General features: G+C 71.7%; 19 protein-coding genes and 1 pseudogene. 16 read left to right on the top strand and 4 right to left on the bottom strand.

Annotated elements, in window-relative coordinates; genetic code table 11:
• The 4 genes and pseudogenes from ACFULQ_RS31690 to ACFULQ_RS31675 all read left to right on the top strand — a co-directional run.
• Positions 1 to 487: pseudogene (locus ACFULQ_RS31690) on the top strand (hypothetical protein); the annotation flags it as partial.
• A 181-nt stretch (positions 488 to 668) separates the two neighbouring features.
• Positions 669 to 1,178, top strand: a complete 510-nt coding sequence (locus tag ACFULQ_RS31685) for a SigE family RNA polymerase sigma factor (protein WP_383550552.1) — start codon at positions 669 to 671, stop codon at positions 1,176 to 1,178.
• An 8-nt stretch (positions 1,179 to 1,186) separates the two neighbouring features.
• A complete protein-coding gene (locus ACFULQ_RS31680; protein WP_383550551.1) occupies positions 1,187 to 1,615 on the top strand; it encodes a hypothetical protein in 429 nt (142 codons plus the stop codon).
• A 69-nt stretch (positions 1,616 to 1,684) separates the two neighbouring features.
• Positions 1,685 to 2,185: a peptidylprolyl isomerase gene (locus ACFULQ_RS31675; protein WP_383550550.1), complete on the top strand. Its 501-nt coding sequence runs from the start codon at positions 1,685 to 1,687 to the stop codon at positions 2,183 to 2,185.
• Positions 2,186 to 2,239: 54 nt separating this feature from the next.
• On the opposite strand, the gene ACFULQ_RS31670 is transcribed toward ACFULQ_RS31675, so the two are convergent.
• Positions 2,240 to 3,286, bottom strand: a complete 1,047-nt coding sequence (locus tag ACFULQ_RS31670; protein ID WP_383550548.1) for a Ku protein — start codon at positions 3,284 to 3,286, stop codon at positions 2,240 to 2,242.
• A 53-nt stretch (positions 3,287 to 3,339) separates the two neighbouring features.
• Here ACFULQ_RS31670 and ligD point away from each other — a divergent pair, with 53 nt between their 5' ends.
• Positions 3,340 to 4,224 (top strand): non-homologous end-joining DNA ligase, encoded by an 885-nt coding sequence (gene ligD / locus ACFULQ_RS31665; protein WP_383550546.1) that lies wholly within the window; start codon positions 3,340 to 3,342, stop codon positions 4,222 to 4,224.
• 703 nt (positions 4,225 to 4,927) lie between these two features.
• Here the strand turns inward: ligD and ACFULQ_RS31660 are convergent.
• Positions 4,928 to 5,731 carry a nuclease-related domain-containing protein gene (locus ACFULQ_RS31660; protein WP_383550544.1) on the bottom strand — a complete coding sequence of 268 codons (804 nt, stop codon included), beginning with the start codon at positions 5,729 to 5,731 and terminating at the stop codon, positions 4,928 to 4,930.
• A gap of 130 nt (positions 5,732 to 5,861) precedes the next feature.
• On the opposite strand from ACFULQ_RS31660, the gene ACFULQ_RS31655 reads away from it, so the two are divergent.
• The 8 genes from ACFULQ_RS31655 to ACFULQ_RS31620 all read left to right on the top strand — a co-directional run bounded on the left by ACFULQ_RS31655 (position 5,862) and on the right by ACFULQ_RS31620 (position 13,743).
• The gene (locus tag ACFULQ_RS31655) at positions 5,862 to 6,368 is read left to right on the top strand and encodes a dual specificity protein phosphatase family protein (protein ID WP_383550558.1); all 507 of its coding nucleotides are present in this window, start codon (positions 5,862 to 5,864) and stop codon (positions 6,366 to 6,368) included.
• A gap of 154 nt (positions 6,369 to 6,522) precedes the next feature.
• The gene (locus ACFULQ_RS31650) at positions 6,523 to 7,236 is read left to right on the top strand and encodes a hypothetical protein (RefSeq protein ID WP_383550542.1); all 714 of its coding nucleotides are present in this window, start codon (positions 6,523 to 6,525) and stop codon (positions 7,234 to 7,236) included.
• Positions 7,233 to 8,462 (top strand): ATP-binding protein, encoded by a 1,230-nt coding sequence (locus tag ACFULQ_RS31645; RefSeq protein ID WP_383550540.1) that lies wholly within the window; start codon positions 7,233 to 7,235, stop codon positions 8,460 to 8,462. The genes ACFULQ_RS31650 and ACFULQ_RS31645 overlap by 4 nt, the downstream gene beginning before the upstream one ends.
• 153 nt (positions 8,463 to 8,615) lie before the next feature.
• On the top strand, positions 8,616 to 9,020 hold the full coding sequence (locus tag ACFULQ_RS31640) for an SH3 domain-containing protein (RefSeq protein WP_383550538.1): 405 nt from the start codon (positions 8,616 to 8,618) through the stop codon (positions 9,018 to 9,020).
• 52 nt (positions 9,021 to 9,072) lie between these two features.
• Entirely contained in the window at positions 9,073 to 10,434 is a 1,362-nt protein-coding gene (locus ACFULQ_RS31635) for an FtsW/RodA/SpoVE family cell cycle protein (RefSeq protein ID WP_383550537.1), read from the top strand.
• 17 nt (positions 10,435 to 10,451) lie between these two features.
• Positions 10,452 to 11,915 carry a peptidoglycan D,D-transpeptidase FtsI family protein gene (locus tag ACFULQ_RS31630; RefSeq protein ID WP_383550556.1) on the top strand — a complete coding sequence of 488 codons (1,464 nt, stop codon included), beginning with the start codon at positions 10,452 to 10,454 and terminating at the stop codon, positions 11,913 to 11,915.
• A gap of 45 nt (positions 11,916 to 11,960) precedes the next feature.
• On the top strand, positions 11,961 to 12,470 hold the full coding sequence (locus tag ACFULQ_RS31625; RefSeq protein ID WP_383550535.1) for a DUF3291 domain-containing protein: 510 nt from the start codon (positions 11,961 to 11,963) through the stop codon (positions 12,468 to 12,470).
• A gap of 52 nt (positions 12,471 to 12,522) precedes the next feature.
• Positions 12,523 to 13,743, top strand: coding sequence for a PQQ-binding-like beta-propeller repeat protein (locus ACFULQ_RS31620; RefSeq protein WP_383550533.1), 1,221 nt, complete (start codon positions 12,523 to 12,525; stop codon positions 13,741 to 13,743).
• 42 nt (positions 13,744 to 13,785) lie between these two features.
• Here the strand turns inward: ACFULQ_RS31620 and ACFULQ_RS31615 are convergent, their stop codons facing one another.
• Positions 13,786 to 14,892 (bottom strand): ferritin-like domain-containing protein, encoded by a 1,107-nt coding sequence (locus tag ACFULQ_RS31615; RefSeq protein ID WP_383550531.1) that lies wholly within the window; start codon positions 14,890 to 14,892, stop codon positions 13,786 to 13,788.
• Between the two features lie 90 nt (positions 14,893 to 14,982).
• Here ACFULQ_RS31615 and ACFULQ_RS31610 point away from each other — a divergent pair, with 90 nt between their 5' ends.
• On the top strand, positions 14,983 to 15,921 hold the full coding sequence (locus tag ACFULQ_RS31610) for a diiron oxygenase (protein ID WP_383550529.1): 939 nt from the start codon (positions 14,983 to 14,985) through the stop codon (positions 15,919 to 15,921).
• 16 nt (positions 15,922 to 15,937) lie between these two features.
• Here the strand turns inward: ACFULQ_RS31610 and ACFULQ_RS31605 are convergent, their stop codons facing one another.
• Positions 15,938 to 16,465: a GNAT family N-acetyltransferase gene (locus ACFULQ_RS31605; protein WP_383550527.1), complete on the bottom strand. Its 528-nt coding sequence runs from the start codon at positions 16,463 to 16,465 to the stop codon at positions 15,938 to 15,940.
• A 101-nt stretch (positions 16,466 to 16,566) separates the two neighbouring features.
• On the opposite strand from ACFULQ_RS31605, the gene ACFULQ_RS31600 reads away from it, so the two are divergent.
• Positions 16,567 to 17,214 (top strand): TetR/AcrR family transcriptional regulator, encoded by a 648-nt coding sequence (locus ACFULQ_RS31600; protein ID WP_383550525.1) that lies wholly within the window; start codon positions 16,567 to 16,569, stop codon positions 17,212 to 17,214.
• The gene (locus tag ACFULQ_RS31595; RefSeq protein WP_383550523.1) at positions 17,207 to 17,545 is read left to right on the top strand and encodes a hypothetical protein; all 339 of its coding nucleotides are present in this window, start codon (positions 17,207 to 17,209) and stop codon (positions 17,543 to 17,545) included. Before ACFULQ_RS31600 ends, ACFULQ_RS31595 begins: the two co-directional genes overlap by 8 nt.
• Positions 17,546 to 17,593: the final 48 nt, after the last annotated feature.

Below are 17,593 nucleotides of genomic sequence, written 5' to 3'. Positions count from 1 at the left end.
CCCAGGAAGACGGCCTGGGCCGGCCGGTCGGGTCCTTCGCTCCGCCGCGGCCTACTTCGAGGGCCGCTTGGTGATCGTGGGGACGGGGCTCGGGGCGGTCGAGGGCTTCTGGCTCGGCACCGCCGTCGGCACTGTGCTCGGCCCGCTCCCCGGGACGGACGGCACCGGACTCGGCTCGGTCGCCGGTACGGACGGCACCGGACTCGGCTGCGACGGCCGCTTGGTCGCCACGGGTGACGGCACCGGGGACGGCACGGTGGAGGGCGCCACGGACGGCACAGCGGAGGGCTCCGCGGACGGCACGGCGGAGGGTGCCGCGGACGGGACCTTGGACGGCGCCGCGGACGGCGCGGCGGACGGCACCGCCGTCGGCTTCGTCGTGGGTGAGCCGGTCGCCGCGCCCGCGACGGCTGCCCAGCCCGCAACGGCCACGGCACCTCCGGCGACGACAGCGATCAGGAGACGGCGGGTGGGTCGGATGCCATGACGGTTCGTCAAGAGTGCTCCTCGGTGGTCGGGTCGGTTGCGTGAGAGGAGTACGGGGCACCGGCCGGGGCGGGTTGCACGCGTCGGCCCGGAAAGTTTTCCTCCCTCGCCGTGCAACCTCGCCGAGCCCTTCGCCGTACCTCTGAAGGACAGGTGTGATCGGTACGGCGGAGGGGCGGCGGGTGCGCGAAGCAGTCCGGGAGCGGGAGTTCCGGGAGTTCGCCGAGGCCAGGCAGGGGCAGCTCAGACGCAGCGCGTACCTGCTGTGCGGGGACTGGCACCAGGCCCAGGACCTGACCCAGACGACCCTGATGAAGCTCTACGCCTCCTGGGGCCGGGTCCGCCGCGACGGCAATGTCGAGGCATACGCCCGTACGATCCTCACCCGCGCCTTCATCGACCAGTACCGCAAGCGGAGTTGGCGGGAGGAGCCGGTGGACGAGGTGCCCGAGCCCGCCTCCGCCGAGCCGGTGACGCCGGAGCTGCGGCTGGTGATGCAGGCGGCGCTGATGGAACTGCCGCCCCGCTACCGGGCGGTGCTGGTACTGCGGTTCTGGGAGGACTGGAGCGTGGAGCAGACCGCCGATGCGCTGCGCGTGACCCCGGGCACGGTCAAGAGCCAGAGCGCGCGCGGGCTGGTCCGGCTGCGCGGGCTCGTCGAGGGCCTGGCCGGCGAGACGAGCGGGAGGTGAGGGGGGAGATGTCCGACGGGTACGGCAGGCACGGAAGGCACGGCGCGGACGAGGAGAACGACGTCGTGCGCGGCGCCTTCGAGGTCATCCTCGACGGTTCGCGGGAGCCGGCCTTCCCCAGCGTCATCGACGCGGCGGTCGTGGGCGGCCGACGGATCCGACGCCGTCGTACGGCGGTCTCGGGCGCCGTGGGGGCCCTGGTGGCGGCCGTCGTCGCGGCGGGAGTCATGGCGGCGTTGCCCGGTACGGGTCCCGACCGCTCCTCGGTGCCGATGGCGCCGTCGAGCGGCCGCCCGAGCGGTTCCCCGAGCGATCCGCCGAGCAGTTCTCCGAGCGGCAGCGCCGGCCCGGTGTCGCCGGTGCCGTCGACGGCCCCCTCCAAGCAGACGACCGTCCCGACACCGTCGGGCCTCCCCCCGGCCGGGAGCGTTCCCTGAGGTCGCCGGCCTCGCGGGGCCGTGTGACAAGATGCTTCGGTCATGCCCCACCAGAAAGGGACGATTCCCATGTCCAGGGTCGAGCTGACCACAAACTTCGGCCGCATCGTCCTCGAGCTGGCCGACGCCGAGGCACCCAAGACCGTCGAGAACTTCCTGAAGTACGTCGGCAACGGGCACTACGACGGCACGATCTTCCACCGGGTGATCAACGGTTTCATGGTCCAGGGCGGTGGCTTCACCGCGGACATGGTGCAGAAGCCCACCCTCGCGCCGGTTCCGAACGAGGCCGACAACGGTCTGAAGAACGCGGCGTACACCGTGGCGATGGCGCGCACCAGCGACCCGCACTCGGCGACCGCCCAGTTCTTCATCAACGTCTCGGACAACGAGTTCCTCAACTTCACGGCCAAGAGCCCGAACGGCTGGGGCTACACCGTGTTCGGCAAGGTCGTCGAGGGCCAGGACGTCGTCGACCAGATCAAGGGCGTACGGACCGGCAGCAGCCGCGGTCACGGTGACGTGCCGACGCAGCCGGTGATCATCGAGTCCGCGAAGGTCGTCGACTGACCGACGGCTGTCGAGGCCGGCCTGGCCTGCGCAATGCCGACGGCACTGTGCAGGTCAGGCGGTCCGTTTCCGGGCGGTCGTCTTCTTCGTCGCCGTCTTCTTGGCGCTCGTCGCCTTCTTCGCCGACGCCGTCTTCTTCGTCCCCTGGGCGGACCCGGCCGTCGACTTCGCCGTCGACTTCGCCGTCGACCTCTTGGCCGCGGCCGTCTTCTTCGCGGGGGTGGCCTTCGCGGTCGACTTCTTGCCGCCGGTCTGCTTCGGTGCCGTCCTCGCCGACTTCCGCTGCGGCAGCTGTCTGACCTCGCCCGGCTCCTCGCCCCGCGACTCCTTCGCCTCCCGCACGCTCTTCTCCAGCGCGGCCATGAGGTCGAGCACCTTGCCGCTGCGGGCCGGTTCCGGGGCCTCCGGTGGGGCCTCGCCCGCGGCCTTCGCGGCGACGACCTCCTCCAGGGCCTCGCGGTACTCGTCGTGCAGGTCGTCCAGGTCGATCTCGCCGAGGGTGTCCATCAGGGCGTCGGCCAGGTCGAGTTCCTTGTCGCTGACCGTGACCTTGGTGTCGGGGGCGAGTCCCTCGGGCGCGCGGACCTCGTCCGGCCACAGCAGTCCGTGCAGCGCGATGGCGTCCTCCACCACGCGCAGCATCCCGAGGCGCTCCCGGCCGCGCAGCGCGAACTTGGCGATGGCGACCTTGTTGCTGCGCTTGAGGGCCTCCCGGAGCAGGGTGTACGGCTTGGCCGCGGGGGCGCCGCCCGCCTGGAGGTAGTACGAGGCGTCCATCTGGAGCGGGTCGATCCGGTCGGCCGGCACGAAGGCGACGATCTCGATCGTCTTCGCCGTCGGGAGCGGCAGGTGGGCCAGGTCCTCGTCGGTGATCGGGATGATCGTGCCGTCCGCGTCCTCGTAGCCCTTGCCGATCTCCGACTGGGTGATCTCCCGGTCCTCCAGTTCGCAGACCTTGCGGTAGCGGACCCGTCCGCCGTCCTCGGTGTGGATCTGGCGGAAGGAGATCGAGTGGCTCTCGGTGGCGTTGACCAGCTTGATGGGGATGCTGACCAGGCCGAACGAGATGGCGCCGTTCCATATGGATCTCACCAGCAGCACCCTTCCTGGGGGATTGAGGCGTTTTGGGCCTGTATGCGTGAGATTCTCATCGTATGACGCCGATCACAGAGGTGGAGGGGCGACGGCTCGCGCTCAGCAATCTGGAGAAGGTGCTGTATCCGGCCACCGGCTTCACCAAGGGCGAGCTGCTCCACTACTACGCCACCACCGCCGAGGTCCTGCTCCCCCATCTGCGTGACCGTGCCGTCTCCTTCCTGCGCTATCCGGACGGGCCCGAGGGGCAGGTGTTCTTCACCAAGAACGTCCCTCCGGGTACGCCCGACTGGGTCACCACGGCGGAGGTGCCCCGCTCCGAGGGGCCGGCGCGGATGGTGCTGGTCCAGGATCTGGCGAGCCTGATGTGGGCGGCGAACCTGGTCACCGAGTTCCACACGCATCAGTGGCTGGTCGATGCGCCCGAGGAGGCCGACCGGCTGATCCTCGACCTCGATCCGGGGGCGCCGGCGACGATCGTCGAGTGCTGTGAGGTCGCGCTGTGGCTTCGGGAGCGGTTGGCTGCGGACGGGATCGAGGCGTACCCGAAGACGGCGGGGTCGAAGGGGCTGCATCTGCTGGCGGCGGTGCGGGGGGCGTCGTCCGATCAGGTGTCGGAGTACGCGAAGCGGCTGGCCGTTGAGGCGGAGCGGGCGCTGCCGCGGCTTGCTCTGCATCGGATGACGCGCAATCTGCGGCCGGGGAAGGTGTTCGTGGACTGGAGCCAGAACGCTGCGCGGAAGACGACGGCGACGCCGTACACCCTGCGGGCGCGGGCGGAGCCGTTGGTGTCTGCGCCGGTCACGTGGGGCGAGGTCGAGGGGTGCGGGGCGCCTGGGCGGCTGGCCTTTCAGGCGGGGGACGTGGCGCCTCGGGTTCAGGACTACGGGGACCTGTTGGCTCCGTTGCTGGATGGTGGGCGGGCTTCTCGGTTGCCGTTGTGACAGTGCCTACGGGGGTGGCGGGTTCGGTTTCGTGGGCGGGTGCGGGTTGGTGGGGGCTTGTCGCGCAGTTCCCCGCGGGCAGCTGCGCTGGGCTTGAGCCGGGGCCTACGGGGGGTGCCGGGTTCGGATCGTGGGCGGGTGCGGGTTGGTGGGGGCTTGTCGCGCAGTTCCCCGCGCCCCTAGGGGGTTGCGGGGGGCGTGAGTCGGGATGTGGGCGCCTCGGCCCACGGCCCACGCCCGGATGCCCAGGTGCACCGCCACGCCCGGCCCGAGTTTCAGGCCAGCCCTAGGCACACGCGCAGGTGCCCGCCCGCCCGCCCCAGCCCCGACCCCAAGCCCCCTCCGTGCGCTTTCCAACGCAGCCCAGGCCCAAGCCCCCGCGCGGTTTCCCTCCCAACGCAGCCCAGCCCCGGGCCCCGCGCGTTTTCACGCCCAACGCAGCCCAGCCCCAGGCCCCCCGCTCAAGCCCAGACCAGAGCCCAGCCCCTCACGCTCCAGGCCCACAGCCCACAGCCCACAGCCCAGGCCCTCGCGCTTCATGTCCGGCCCCTGTGTCCGGACCGGTTGCACCTTCACGCGCGGTCCAGCCCCAATCCCAGCCCGCTTTTACGCCCGGCCCAGACCATTCCACCCCCAAGCCCGCCCACGCACCTCACCCCCAGCCCGAGTTCGAGGCTCGGCTCCGGCCGCGGAGGCGCCTGCGTCAGACCTTTGCCCACGTGTGGCGGTCTCTTGCCATCGCGTGCAGCGCCTCCACGTCCGCCGGTTTCAGGACTCCGCCCTGGCGGGAGAGGGAATCGAGGGCCGTGTCCGGGAGGATCTGGAGGTCTCGGGGTGGGAGGGGGAGGGTGATGTCGGAGGGGGCTACCAGGGCCAGGACCGGGTGGACCTCGGCTGTGAGGGCGTAGGAGGCTCGGTCGGCGTCGGCTCGGACTCGGCGGAGCAGGGGGTGGGGGTCCCGGCGGCCCAGGGAGACCATCGGGTCGGCGACGGTCACCCGCTGCTTGCGGGCGTACAGGGCGTGGACGGCGTACAGACCGCCGGGACCGATCACCAGGTGGTGGACGCGGTCGCCGCCCGGCAGCGGCACGGAGTGCAGGGTGTGCCAGCCCGCCCCGTCGAGACGGTCCAGCGCCTCGCCCACCGTCTGTTCGGCCTCCAGGGCGCGCCGGCGCGGGTCGCGGCGGATCCGGTGCCCGGGCCCGGGGTCGCGGTCCAGGGCGATCTGGAGGGCCTCTCCGGGGCGGTTCGGCGCGAGGTCGTCGTCCGGGTGGAGGGTGAGCCGGGCCAGTTCGGCGGGCGTCGGCACCGGGGGCGGACCCACCGCCACCGGGCCGGTGAGGAAGGGCCCGAGGACGTCCAGCACATCCTCTCTGCGGTCCTCGCTCAGCAGGTTGATCCGGGCCGCCTCACGGTCGTACCAGGCGATGTTCCTGCCATCCGTGAGGCAGACGTAGAGCCGCTCCTGACCATGGCGCCAGGTCGGTACGACGCGCAGTCCGCTCATGCACCATCACCCCACGGACCATGGGAACAGGCGGGGTGCTGCGCAGGCAAGAAGCCGGTTACCTTTGGGGTGAGTCGTAATGAGTTGCCGTGAGATGCAGGGCTTGGCGCAGGGGCTTGGGGAGGCGCTGTTGCGGACCCGCAGGAAGCAACCCGATGTACCGGCTCCGGAGCGGGCGTGGAACGAGATCGTGCCCGGGCTGTGGATGGGCGGCCACGAGTTCCAGGGCCTGTCCGGACAGCGGGAGTTCGCCGTCGTACGGGACGAGTTCGATGTCGTGCAGACGCTGCTCAGGCTGCCGGGGCACGGTCCCGATCCCGGCGTGGAGCACCATGTGTGGCCGATTCCGGACGGCCCATTGGACGGCACCCAGCTCGCGGGCGTGATGCGGCTGGCGCAGGCCGCGAACGACGCACTGGACGAGGGCCGCAAGGTCCTCGTCCGCTGTTACCACGGCTACAACCGCTCGGGGCTGGTCGTCGCACACGCCCTGGTCCGCAGGGGGCATGCGGTCGACGAGGCGATCCGGCTGATCCGGGGCCGCCGCTCGCCCTGGGCGCTGCACAACGAACTGTTCGTCGAGTACCTCCAGGCAGGGCTGTCGACGGCCCGGCTGCTGGAGGAGCTGACCGAGTAGCGCCGCCCGGGCCGGGACGCAAAAAGGACTTCCACACGAATAAAGTGGTCGGGCGCCGACACCCCCCGCGCCCGACACCCCCGCGTCCGACACCCCGCCCCGCCCCGTCTCGCCCCGCCTCGAACCGAACCGCCCCGAACCACCCTGGAGCACAGTGCCACCCGCCCGCCGCGCGTCCCGTACGACCCGTGCCGCCGCCGTCACAGCCCTGCTGCTCGCGGCCGTGGCGGGCTGTGGCGACGCGGGCGGTCTGGTGGGGGCGGGCTCGACGCCGACCGCGATCAGCCCGGACCGGCTGTGGCCGCAGCTGACGCCCGCCGCCAGTCCCGCCTTCGAGGTCGGGGAGGTGGAGTCGGAGGTCGTGGCCGGCATCGCCGTGCCCCACGACGACATCCGCCGGGTGGACCCGGTCGCCGTCGTACGCGCCGAGATCAAGGAGGACGCTAGCGACTACGAGAACGGGGGGTACGTCGAGACGCTGCGGCGAATGGCGGACTGCGGCAGGAAGGGCGCGGCCGGGAAACGGTGTCCCGTCCTGGAGCCGTACTACCGCGACCTGACCGGTGACGGGCACACCGACCTGACGCTGGGCTTCCGGCAGCTGCCCGGGAACGTCACCGCCGTACGCGTCTACACCGTGCAGAAGCACCGGCTCGTGCGGGTCATGCGCTGGGAGGACGCGGTCAGCGGGGTCGAGCTGGCCGGACGGTCCGTGATCATCCGCTCGCCGTCCGAGGTGGCCGGATACGAGTACCGGCTCCAGTGGACCTGGGACCAGCAGCAGAAGTCGATGCTCCTGACGCACGACGAGATGTTGCGCTCGGGGCTGGAGGGGCGTTCCCCCGGTCCTTCCGCGAGCGCGCGATGAGACTCCCCCGCTGGTCCGGCACGCTCGCCGTGAAGGCGGCCGTCTTCATCACCGTGATGTGCTGCGCCCTCGCCGCGCTGCTCGGTGTCCTGGTGCATGTCTCGGTGACCAACCAGACCGTCGGCGAGGCCCGTGACCTGGCGCTCGGCCGGCTCCGGGACGCGACAGCGGCGTACGAGGCCGGGGACACGCTGAAGTGGGACGCCGGGGTGGATCCGCCGGACCTTCCCGGGTCGCTGCGGGCGCTGGCGGTCGCCGGGGACCGCGGCACGATGGTCGGCGAGCACCGCGGGCGCCCCACGATGTGGGCGGCCGGTCCGGCGGACGGCGACCGGGCGCTGGCCGTGGAGGTCGACTACTCGCAGGGTGCGCGCACGATCGCGGGCCTGGACCGGGCGATCCTGTGGTCGTCGGGGCTGGCGATCACGGCGACGCTGATGGTGGGGGCGTTCGCGGTCACCCGGGTGACGCGGCGGCTGCACACGACCGCCCGGGTGGCCCGGCGGATCACTGCCGGCGACCTCGACGCGCGGGTCGACGACCCCCGGACGCAGGATCCGTCGCGGCCGCAGGACGAGGTGGCCGCGGTGGCCGCCGCGCTGGACTCCATGGCGGCGTCCCTCCAGGGCAAGCTGCTGAGCGAGCAGCGGTTCACCGCGGACGTGGCGCACGAGTTGCGCACGCCGCTCACTGGACTGCACGCGGCCGCCGAGCTGCTGCCGCCGGGGCGGCCCACGGAGCTGGTGCGGGACCGGGTGGGGGCGTTGCGGACGCTGACGGAGGATCTGCTGGAGATCTCGCGCCTCGACACCGGGCGGGAGACGGTCGAGCTCGATACCGAGCCGTTGGGGGCACTGGCCAAGCGGGTGGTGCGTGCGTCGGGGACGGAGACCGAGGTCGTCGTACTGCGGGATGTCGTGGTGGAGACGGATCGGCGGCGGTTGGAGCGGGTGCTGGGGAATCTCGTCGCGAATGCCCATCGTCATGGCCGAGGGCCGGTGTCCTTGACGGTGGACGGGCCTGTGGTGAGCGTGCGGGATCACGGGGACGGGTTTCCGGAGTATCTGGTCGCGCATGGGCCGCAGCGGTTCCGGACGGAGGGTGGGGCTCGGGGGCACGGGCTGGGGTTGACCATCGCGGTGGGGCAGGCGGAGGTGTTGGGGGCGCGGCTTTCGTTCTCGAACGCGGTGGACGGTGGGGCGGTCGCGACGTTGGTGCTGCGGTAGTTGGCGGGCTTACGGCTGGTGGGGCTTCTCGCGCCGTTCCCCGCGCCCCTTCAGGGGCGCTTCACCTATGGCCCAGTTGGAAAGGCGGCCTGGATGCACGCCTCCTAACGTGGCGAACAGTCAGGTTTGTCGCCCCTCCCACGGAGGTCCCCCATGTCCCTGCGCTCTCGTTTCTCCATAGCCGTCACCGCCGGCGCCCTCGCCGTCTCGGCCCTCGCCGTGCCCGCCGCCATGGCCGACGAGTGGGACGGCGACCCCCGGGGCGACTCGGCGAGCCACCAGAACCAGAGCCAGAACCAGAGCTGGCCCCAGAACAGCAACCAGCGGCTGTACCGAGGCGTCGTGACGGCCAGTTCGCTCGCCCTGCGCAGCGCGCCCAACCGGGGCGGACAGATCATCCGGTTCGCCCAGCGGGGAGAGGTCGTCTCGATCTTCTGCCGGACCGACGGCCAGAGCGTCCAGGGCAACCGCCAGTGGTACCTGCTCACCGACGGCACCTGGGCCTGGGGTTCGGCCCGGTACATCAGGGACCTCGGGCCCTCGCCACGCCGGTGCTGACACCACCCGGAAACAGCGCAGACAACCCATGATATTTGGGTAAGTTCCGGACATGACCAAGGCCGGAACCACCGTGGCCCCCGCGGACACCCCCGCTTCCGCGGTACGCCTGCCCCGGCGCCGTGGCATCGAACTGGCCCTCATCGTCCTCGCCGTCCTGCTCTGCGTGTACGGCTACTGCGCGGTCGGCCTCGCCCGGCAGGGCACCCTCCCGCCCGGCGCCGCCGGTTACGGCGCCGGGCTCGGCGTGCTCGCGCTCCTCGCGCATCTCGCCGTACGCCTGCGGGCCCCGGACGCCGATCCGCTGCTGCTGCCCATCGGGGTGCTGCTCAACGGCCTGGGCCTGGTGCTGATCTACCGGCTCGACCTGGAGACGCCCGGCGACCGCGCGGCCCCCACCCAGCTGGTGTGGTCCACGGTGGGGGTGGCCCTGTTCATCGTGGTCGTGCTGGCGCTGCGCGACCACCGGGTGCTCCAGCGGTACGCGTACGTCTGTGTGGCCGCCGCGCTGGTCCTGCTGATCCTGCCGATCCTCTTCCCGTCCGTGAACGGCGCCCGCATCTGGATCAGGATCGCCGGATTCTCCATCCAGCCCGGCGAGTTCGCGAAGGTGCTGCTCGCGGTGTTCTTCGCCGCCTACCTGGCCGCGAACCGCAACGCGCTGGCGTTCGCGGGGCGCCGGCTGTGGGGGCTCCAGCTGCCCACCGGGCGGGTCCTCGGCCCGCTGCTCGCCATCTGGCTGATCAGCGTGGGCGTCCTGGTCCTCGAGCGGGACCTCGGGACCTCGCTGCTGTTCTTCGGACTGTTCGTGGTGCTGCTGTACGTCGCCACCGGGCTCACCGGCTGGATCGCGCTGGGGCTGCTGCTGGCCGCCGTCGGCGCCTTCGCCGTGGGCTGGCTGGAGCCGCATGTGCACAGCCGGGTGGAGGACTGGCTGCACCCGTTCGCGTCGATCGAGGCGGGCCTGGGCCCCAACCAGCTCGCCCAGTCGCTGTTCTCCTTCGCGGCGGGCGGGATCCTCGGCACCGGGCTCGGGCTCGGCCACTCCGTCCTGATCGGCTTCGCGGCGAAGTCGGACTTCATCCTGGCCACGGCCGGCGAGGAGCTCGGGCTGGCCGGCCTGTCCGCGATCTTCCTGCTGTACGCCCTGCTCGTGGAGCGCGGCTACCGGGCCGGCCTGTCCCTGCGCGACCCGTTCGGGCGGCTGCTGGCGACCGGGCTGGCCTCGATCGTGGCGCTCCAGGTGTTCGTGATCGCGGGCGGGGTGGGCGGGCTGATCCCGCTCACCGGCATGGCGATGCCGTTCCTCGCGCAGGGCGGCTCGTCGGTCGTCACCAACTGGGCGATCGTCGCCCTGCTGATCCGGGTGAGCGACTCGGCCCGCGGCCAGTACGACGGGACGGAGGCCCCATGAGCGCGAGCGGTCCCGGCATGACCCGCTACATCCGGCACGCGGCCTGCTTCAGCGCCCTGCTGCTGATCGCGCTGCTGGTCAACGCCGCCCGGGTCCAGGTCTTCGAGGCCGGCGCCCACGACGAGAACCCGGCCAACCGCCGCGAGAACATCGCCCGCTACGGGCTGCGGCGCGGCGACATCCTGGTCGACGGGCGGCCGGTCACCGGATCCCGGGACACCGGGGAGCAGCTGCGCTACGAACGGACGTACGCGAACGGGCCGTTGTTCGCCCCGGTGACCGGCTTCGCCTCGCAGGAGTACGGCACGACCCTGCTGGAGCACACCGAGGACGGGGTCCTCTCCGGCTCGGACCCGCTGCTGACGCCGTTCCCGCTGTGGAACGACTTCACGCGGCGGCGCAACCCGGGCGGGGACGTCGTCACCACCATCAACGGGGCCGCGCAGCAGGCGGCCTTCCGCGGGCTCGCCGGGCGCAAGGGCGCGGTGGCGGCCGTGGAGCCGGCGACGGGCCGGATCCTGGCCCTGGTGTCCTCGCCGTCGTACGACCCGGAGGTGCTGTCGGGCAACGACCCGGGGGTGGGCCGGTCCTGGGCCCGGCTCAACGCGGACCGGGACAAGCCGATGCTCAACCGGGCGGTACGGCAGACCTATCCGCCGGGTTCGACGTTCAAGGTGGTCACCGCGGCCGCCGCCCTGGACGCGGGTGTCGTGACGGATCTGGACGAGCCGACGGACTCGCCCGCGCCGTACACCCTGCCGGGTACCCGGACCTCGCTGACCAACGAGTCCGAGGGCTGTGAGGACCTCTCGCTGCGGGAGGCGTTCCGGTGGTCGTGCAACACGGTGTTCGCGAAGCTGGGGGTGGACGTGGGGGTTGGTGACATGACGGCCACCGCGCACGCGTTCGGCTTCAACGACTACGCGCTGCGGATCCCCTTCTCGGTGGCCCGGTCCACCTTCGACCCGGCCGTCGACAAGGCGCAGTTGGCCCTGTCGTCGATCGGCCAGTACAACACCCGGGCGACCCCGCTCCAGATGGCGATGGTCTCGGCGGCGGTCGCCAACGGCGGCCAGATCCGCACGCCGTACCTGGTGGAGCGGACCACGACGGCCGGCGGCTCCACGGTGGCGACGGCGGGCCCGCGGCCGGCGCGGCAGGCGATGTACCCGTCGACCGCCGCACAGCTGAGGGAGCTCATGACGCAGGTGGTCACGGAGGGCACCGGCACCAATGCCGCCATCCCGGGCGCCACCGTCGGCGGCAAGACCGGCACCGCCCAGCACGGCATCGGCAACGCGGGGACGCCGTACGCCTGGTTCGTCTCCTGGGCGCAGGGCGACCGGGACGTGGAGCCCGCGGTGGCGGTGGCCGTGGTGGTGGAGGACGCGGCGGCCGACCGGGGGGACATCACCGGGGGCGGGGTGGCGGCCCCGATCGCCCGGGCGGTGATGGAGGCGGTGCTCAACTCCAAGGAGTGAGACGGGGCTTGAGGCGGTCGGGCGCACCGACCTAACGTTCGGTCCATGACTGGAACCGCCTCTTACCAACTCGCCCAGGTGAACATCGGCCGACTCAGAGCCCCGCTGGACTCAGCGCAGTTGAAGCCCTTCGTCGACAACCTCGACCCCGTGAACGCCGACGCGGACGCCGCCGACGGGTTCGTGTGGCGGTTGCAGAGCGAGGAGGGCGACGCCACGGACATCGCCGTGTTCGGCGACGAGTGGCTGATCATCAACATGTCGGTGTGGCGGGACGCCGAGGCGCTGACGGCCTACATGTACCAGGGGCGGCACCGCGAGATGCTCGCCCGCCGCCGGGAGTTCTTCGAGCGGGTCCAGGAGGCCATGGTGGCCCTGTGGTGGGTCCCGGCGGGCCACCGCCCCACGGTCGCCGAGGCCGAGTCCCGCCTGCTGCACCTGCGCACCAACGGCCCGACGCCGTACGCCTTCACCCTGCGGACGCCGTTCCCGGCGCAGGGGGCCGAGCCGGCCGTGGCCCTGGAGCTCCCGGACGACCTGGGCTGCCCGGCCTAGACCAGGCCCCGTACGCTGCCCTCGGCATCGGTTCTTCTGGGGTGGGGGACGCGTGTACGAGGACAGGGCGCCGGAGTCGGTGTGGCTTCCCAAGCGGCGGTGGCGGAAGCTGAAGCCGGTGTGGCAGGCCGCGCACACCGGCCGGGCGGACGCCGAGGCGCTGGGCAGCCTGCTGCACGAGGGGCTCGTGGTCAGGGCCACCTTCGACCGGCTGCGGGCCTTCGACATCGGGACCGGCCAGGAGCGCTGGAGCTGGGTGGTGCCGGGGCGGGACGTGCTGGCGGCCATGACCGACGAGGCGGTCGACGGCGTCGGCCTGCTGGTCCACTGGCCGGACACCCACGGGGGGCAGAAGCAGGCCCGCGTCACCGCTCTCGACCTGACGTCCGGCCAGGCGCTGTGGACGGTCCCACGGAACCTCGACGAGCTCTGGCACCACCGCTCCGGACTCCGGCCCGGCTCTGTCGCCCTCTCCGGTGAGCTGGCGATGGTCGCCACGGGGGAGGCCGTCGTCGCGCTGGACCGCCGTACCGGACGACAGGTGTGGGTCATGCAGCCCGGCCACGACCACCACGTGCGGATCCGGGCCGCGGGAGAGCGGCTCTTCGTGGTCACCCTGCGCGCGGGGGCCGCGACCGTGCGGGCGGTCTCCGTCGCCGACGGCAGCGTGCTCTGGAAGAGGCCGCTGGCCGTCGACGGTCCCGTGGAGAAGGCGGATCTCGTCCGCGCCGACCCTCTGCTGGTCTCCGTCGAGGGCGAGGGACGCCGGGGCACGGACTGTCTGGTCCGGCTGGACGCGGACGGGAACACGGTCGCGGAGTTCTCGTCGGCGGGAGACGGCTCCACGGTCGTGGCGGGCGGGTCCTGGCGCATCGCCGACGGCCGGCCGTGGGCCACCTGGGCCGGGGACACCCTGGTGACGCTCGTCAGCGTGCCGTCGACCGAACACCTGTCCCGACCGGCGGGTTTCTCGCTGTCGACGGGACGGCACCTGTGGACGTGGGACGACGGCTGGGGCCTGGACGCGCTCACCTCCCACCGCGGCCATGTGGTGGCGCTCAGGCACTACAAGCACGAGCACGAGGAGGCCGTCGCGTGGCGGTGCGAGGTCGAGGTGCTCGACCCCGCCGACGGCCGTCGGGTGGCGCGGCGCAGGCTGCGGGTGAAGGAGGACGAGCCGTACACGCTCCACCTGCACGGCGACCGCCTGTTGTGGGTCGGCAGGAAGAGCGGGCCGCTGGAACCGCCGGTCAAGGCCTACGACTGGCGCTGACCTTCGGCCCGTCGCACTCGCCGCCCGTCTCACTCGCCCGTCTCACTCGCTCGCCCCCGCCTCGATCGCCTCCCGCACCTCCGCGACCCGCTGCCGCTCCTCCGCCGCGAACCGCTCCGCGTCCAGCTTCTCGGCGATCTCCTCGTCCTGGGCCATGAGGAGGTCGAGGTTGGAGTCGCCCATCTCGAAGACGCCCATGTCGACGTAGGCCTGCTGGAGGCGCTTGCCCCACAGGCCGATGTCCTTGACGCAGGGGACGATCCGGGAGAAGAGCAACCGGCGGAAGAGGGCGAGGAACTCGGAGCGCTCGGCGTACTCCTCGGCCTCGGCCGTGGGGATGCCGAAGTTCTCCAGGACCTCGACCCCGCGCAGCCGGTCGCGCATCAGGTAGCAGCCCTCGATGACGAACTCCTCGCGCTCGCGCAGTTCGGCGTCGGAGAGCTGCCGGTAGTAGTCCCGCAGCGCCATCCGCCCGAAGGCCACGTGCCGGGCCTCGTCCTGCATGACGTACGCGAGGATCTGCTTCGGCAGCGGCTTGTCGGTGGTGTCGCGGATCATGCCGAACGCGGCCAGCGCCAGGCCCTCGATGAGGACCTGCATGCCGAGGTACGGCATGTCCCAGCGGGAGTCCCGGAGGGTGTCGCCGAGCAGCGACTGGAGGTTGTCGTTGATCGGGTACAGCATCCCGATCTTCTCGTGCAGGAAGCGGCCGTAGATCTCCGCGTGCCGGGCCTCGTCCATCACCTGGGTCGCCGAGTAGAGCTTGGCGTCGAGGTCGGGCACGGACTCCACGATCCGCGCGGCGCACACCATCGCGCCCTGCTCGCCGTGCAGGAACTGGCTGAACTGCCAGGAGGCGAGGTGCTTGCGGAGCTCGCCCTTGTCCTTCTCGGTGAACTTCGCCCAGTACTTGGTGCCGTAAAGGGAGATGGACTCGTCGGGGGTGCCGAGGGGGTCGTGGGGATCGACCTCCAGCTCCCAGTCGATGCGCTTCTGACCGTCCCACTGCTTGTCCTTGCCCTTCTGGTACAGAGCCAGCAGGCGGTCGCGGCCGTCGTCGTACTCCCAGCTGAAACGGGCCTGGCCCGTCGCCGGTACCTGCCAGTGGGGGTCCCCGGGATCCGTGGTGTACAGGTCGAAAGTCGGCATGTCCCGCAGGCTGCCCCTTTGTAGACGCCGGGTCAACAAGTCCTGCGCAAGGGATTGACGGCCTTGCTGACATCCAGTCTCATAAAGGCCATGACGAGTCTGACAGAAGTCGACGCGCTCGCAGGGCTGCGTGACGCGCTCGGTCTGCTCAAGGACCGGGAGCAGGTGGCCGAGCGGCTGCTCGACTCTTCCGCGAAGCACTCCTTCGACCCGGACGAGGAGCTGGACTGGGACGCGCCCTTCGAGGAGGGCAAGTGGTTCTGGCCCCCGGAACTGGTCTCGCTCTATGACACCCCGATGTGGAAGCGGATGAGCGAGGAGCAGCGCATCCTGCTCTCCCAGCACGAGGCGGCGGCGCTGGCCTCGCTCGGGATCTGGTTCGAGATCATCCTCATGCAGCTGCTGTGCCGTCACATCTACGACAAGGCGGCCACGAGCGCGCATGTGCGGTACGCGCTCACCGAGATCGAGGACGAGTGCCGGCACTCCAAGATGTTCGCGCGGCTGATCTCGCGCGGCGGGACGCCCTGGTATCCGGTGAGCCGGGCCCACCAGCAGCTGGGGCGGCTGTTCAAGACGATCTCCACGACCCCGGGGTCCTTCACCGCGACACTGCTCGGCGAGGAGGTCCTCGACTGGATGCAGCGGCTGACCTTCCCCGACGAGCGGGTGCAGTCGCTGGTCCGGGGCGTGACGCGGATCCATGTCGTGGAGGAGGCCCGCCATGTGCGGTACGCCCGCGAGGAGCTGCGGCGCCAGATGCTGACCGCCCCGCGGTGGTCGCAGGAGTTCACCCGGGTCACCTCCGGTGAGTTCGCCCGGGTGTTCTCGGTGGCCTTCGTGAACCCCGAGGTCTACACGAACGTGGGCCTCAACCGGCGGGAGGCGCTGGCCCAGGTGAAGGCGAGCGGCCACCGCAAGGAGGTCATGCAGACCGGCGCGAAGCGGCTGACCGACTTCCTGGACGACATCGGCGTGCTGCGGGGTGCGGGGCGGCGGTTGTGGCGGTCGTCGGGATTGCTGGCCTGAGCGCCTGAGCTCCCGGTCAGTGAGGGTTGTCGTCCTCCCGCTCCTCCGCCGGGAGTGTCAGCTCGCGTCGGTACCAGGTGCCCTGCTTGCCGCCGAGGTCCGCCGGGCCGGCCGGGCCCGTCGGGAGGAAGCCGGCGCGGGTCAGGACCTTCCGGGACGCGGGGTTCTGGTGGGCGACGGCCGCCCGCAGGGTGCGCAGGCCGTACCGGGCCGGTGCCAGCCGGCACAGGTCCCGTACGGTCGCCGTCGCCACGCCCCGGCCCGCCGCGTGCTGGGCGACCCGGTAGCCGAGCACCGCCGTACCGTCCTCCATGTCGAGCAGGTTGAACCTGCCGAGCACCGAGCCGTCCTCGTCGAGGAGGACGTGGAAGGCGCAGACCCCGGCCTCCTGCTCGGCCAGCAGCGCGTCGAAGCGGTCGGTGAAGTGCTCGAAGAAGGCGTCACCCCGGTCGGTGATCGAGGCCGCGAAGTAGGCGCGGTTCGCCAGCTCGAAGGCCAGGACCGCCGGGGCGTGACGGGCATGCAGCCGCCTCAGTTCGGGCACCGGCCGACCCTACTCAGGCGGCCGCCGCCGGAGCCACCGGGTTTCCAGCGCGGTCACGACCAGCCACGACGCGCCCGCGGACGCCGGACTACGCTGCATCCATGACCCCTGCCGCGCCCGCCTACCGCCGTCTCAGTGTCGAGGAGCGACGCAGTCAGCTTCTGGAGGCCGCCCTCGGCCTCTTCGCGCACCGCGCCCCCGAGGACGTGTCCCTGGACGACGTGGCGGAAGCGGCCGGAGTCTCCCGGCCGCTGGTCTACCGGTACTTCCCCGGCGGCAAGCAGCAGCTCTACGAGGCCGCGCTGAGGTCCGCCGCCGAGGAGCTGGAGCAGTGCTTCGACGAACCCCGTGAAGGGCCCCTCCTCGTCCGCCTGTCCCGCGCCCTCGACCGCTATGTCGCCTTCGTCGACGAGCACGACGCCGGTTTCAGCGCCCTGCTCCAGGGCGGCAGCGTCGTCGAGACGTCCCGGACCACGGCCATCGTGGACGGCGTACGACGGGCCGCCGCCGAGCACATCCTCAGCCACCTAGGCGTCGCCGAGCCCGGCCTCAGGCTCCGCATGACCGTACGGATGTGGATCACCGCGGTGGAGGCGGCCTCGCTGATCTGGCTCGACGAGGGCAAGCAGCCCCCCGTGGCGGAGCTGCGGGACTGGCTGGTCGAGCAGTTCGTCGCCGTGCTCTCCGTGACCGCGAACCGTGACCCGCAGACCGCCGCGCTGGTCACGGCCCTCGCGGCGGATGGCTGACACTGGTGCCGTGAAGAGCGAAGACACCCCCTTCGAGGGCGGCCCCATGGACGGCCGGGTGCTGCCCGTGCTGCTGGGACCGACGGGCCACCCCCCGAAGACGTACCGCATCCCAGTCCCCGACGCGGCCGGCGGCCCGCCCACCGTGCTGGTGTACCACCGGGTGCCGAGGGGGCACACCAAACTGGGGATCCAGAAGGGGTGGAAGTACGCGTACGCACCCGAGGGCGATGCGGACGGCGGGCTGAAGTGGCCCTGGTCCAAGCCCGGCAAGCCCGGCAAGCCCGGTGACCCAGGCAAGCCCGACAAGCCGGCCGACACCGACGGGTGACGAGGTTGCGCCGAACCGCCCACACCCGGCGCGCGAAGAACTGAGCAC

It is taken from the genome of Streptomyces sp. NPDC057253 (genome assembly GCF_042669125.1).
In the GTDB taxonomy this organism is placed as follows: domain Bacteria; phylum Actinomycetota; class Actinomycetes; order Streptomycetales; family Streptomycetaceae; genus Streptomyces.
The sequence above is the reverse complement of the archived record's forward strand: the minus strand, read 5'-3'. Positions and strand labels throughout refer to the sequence as shown.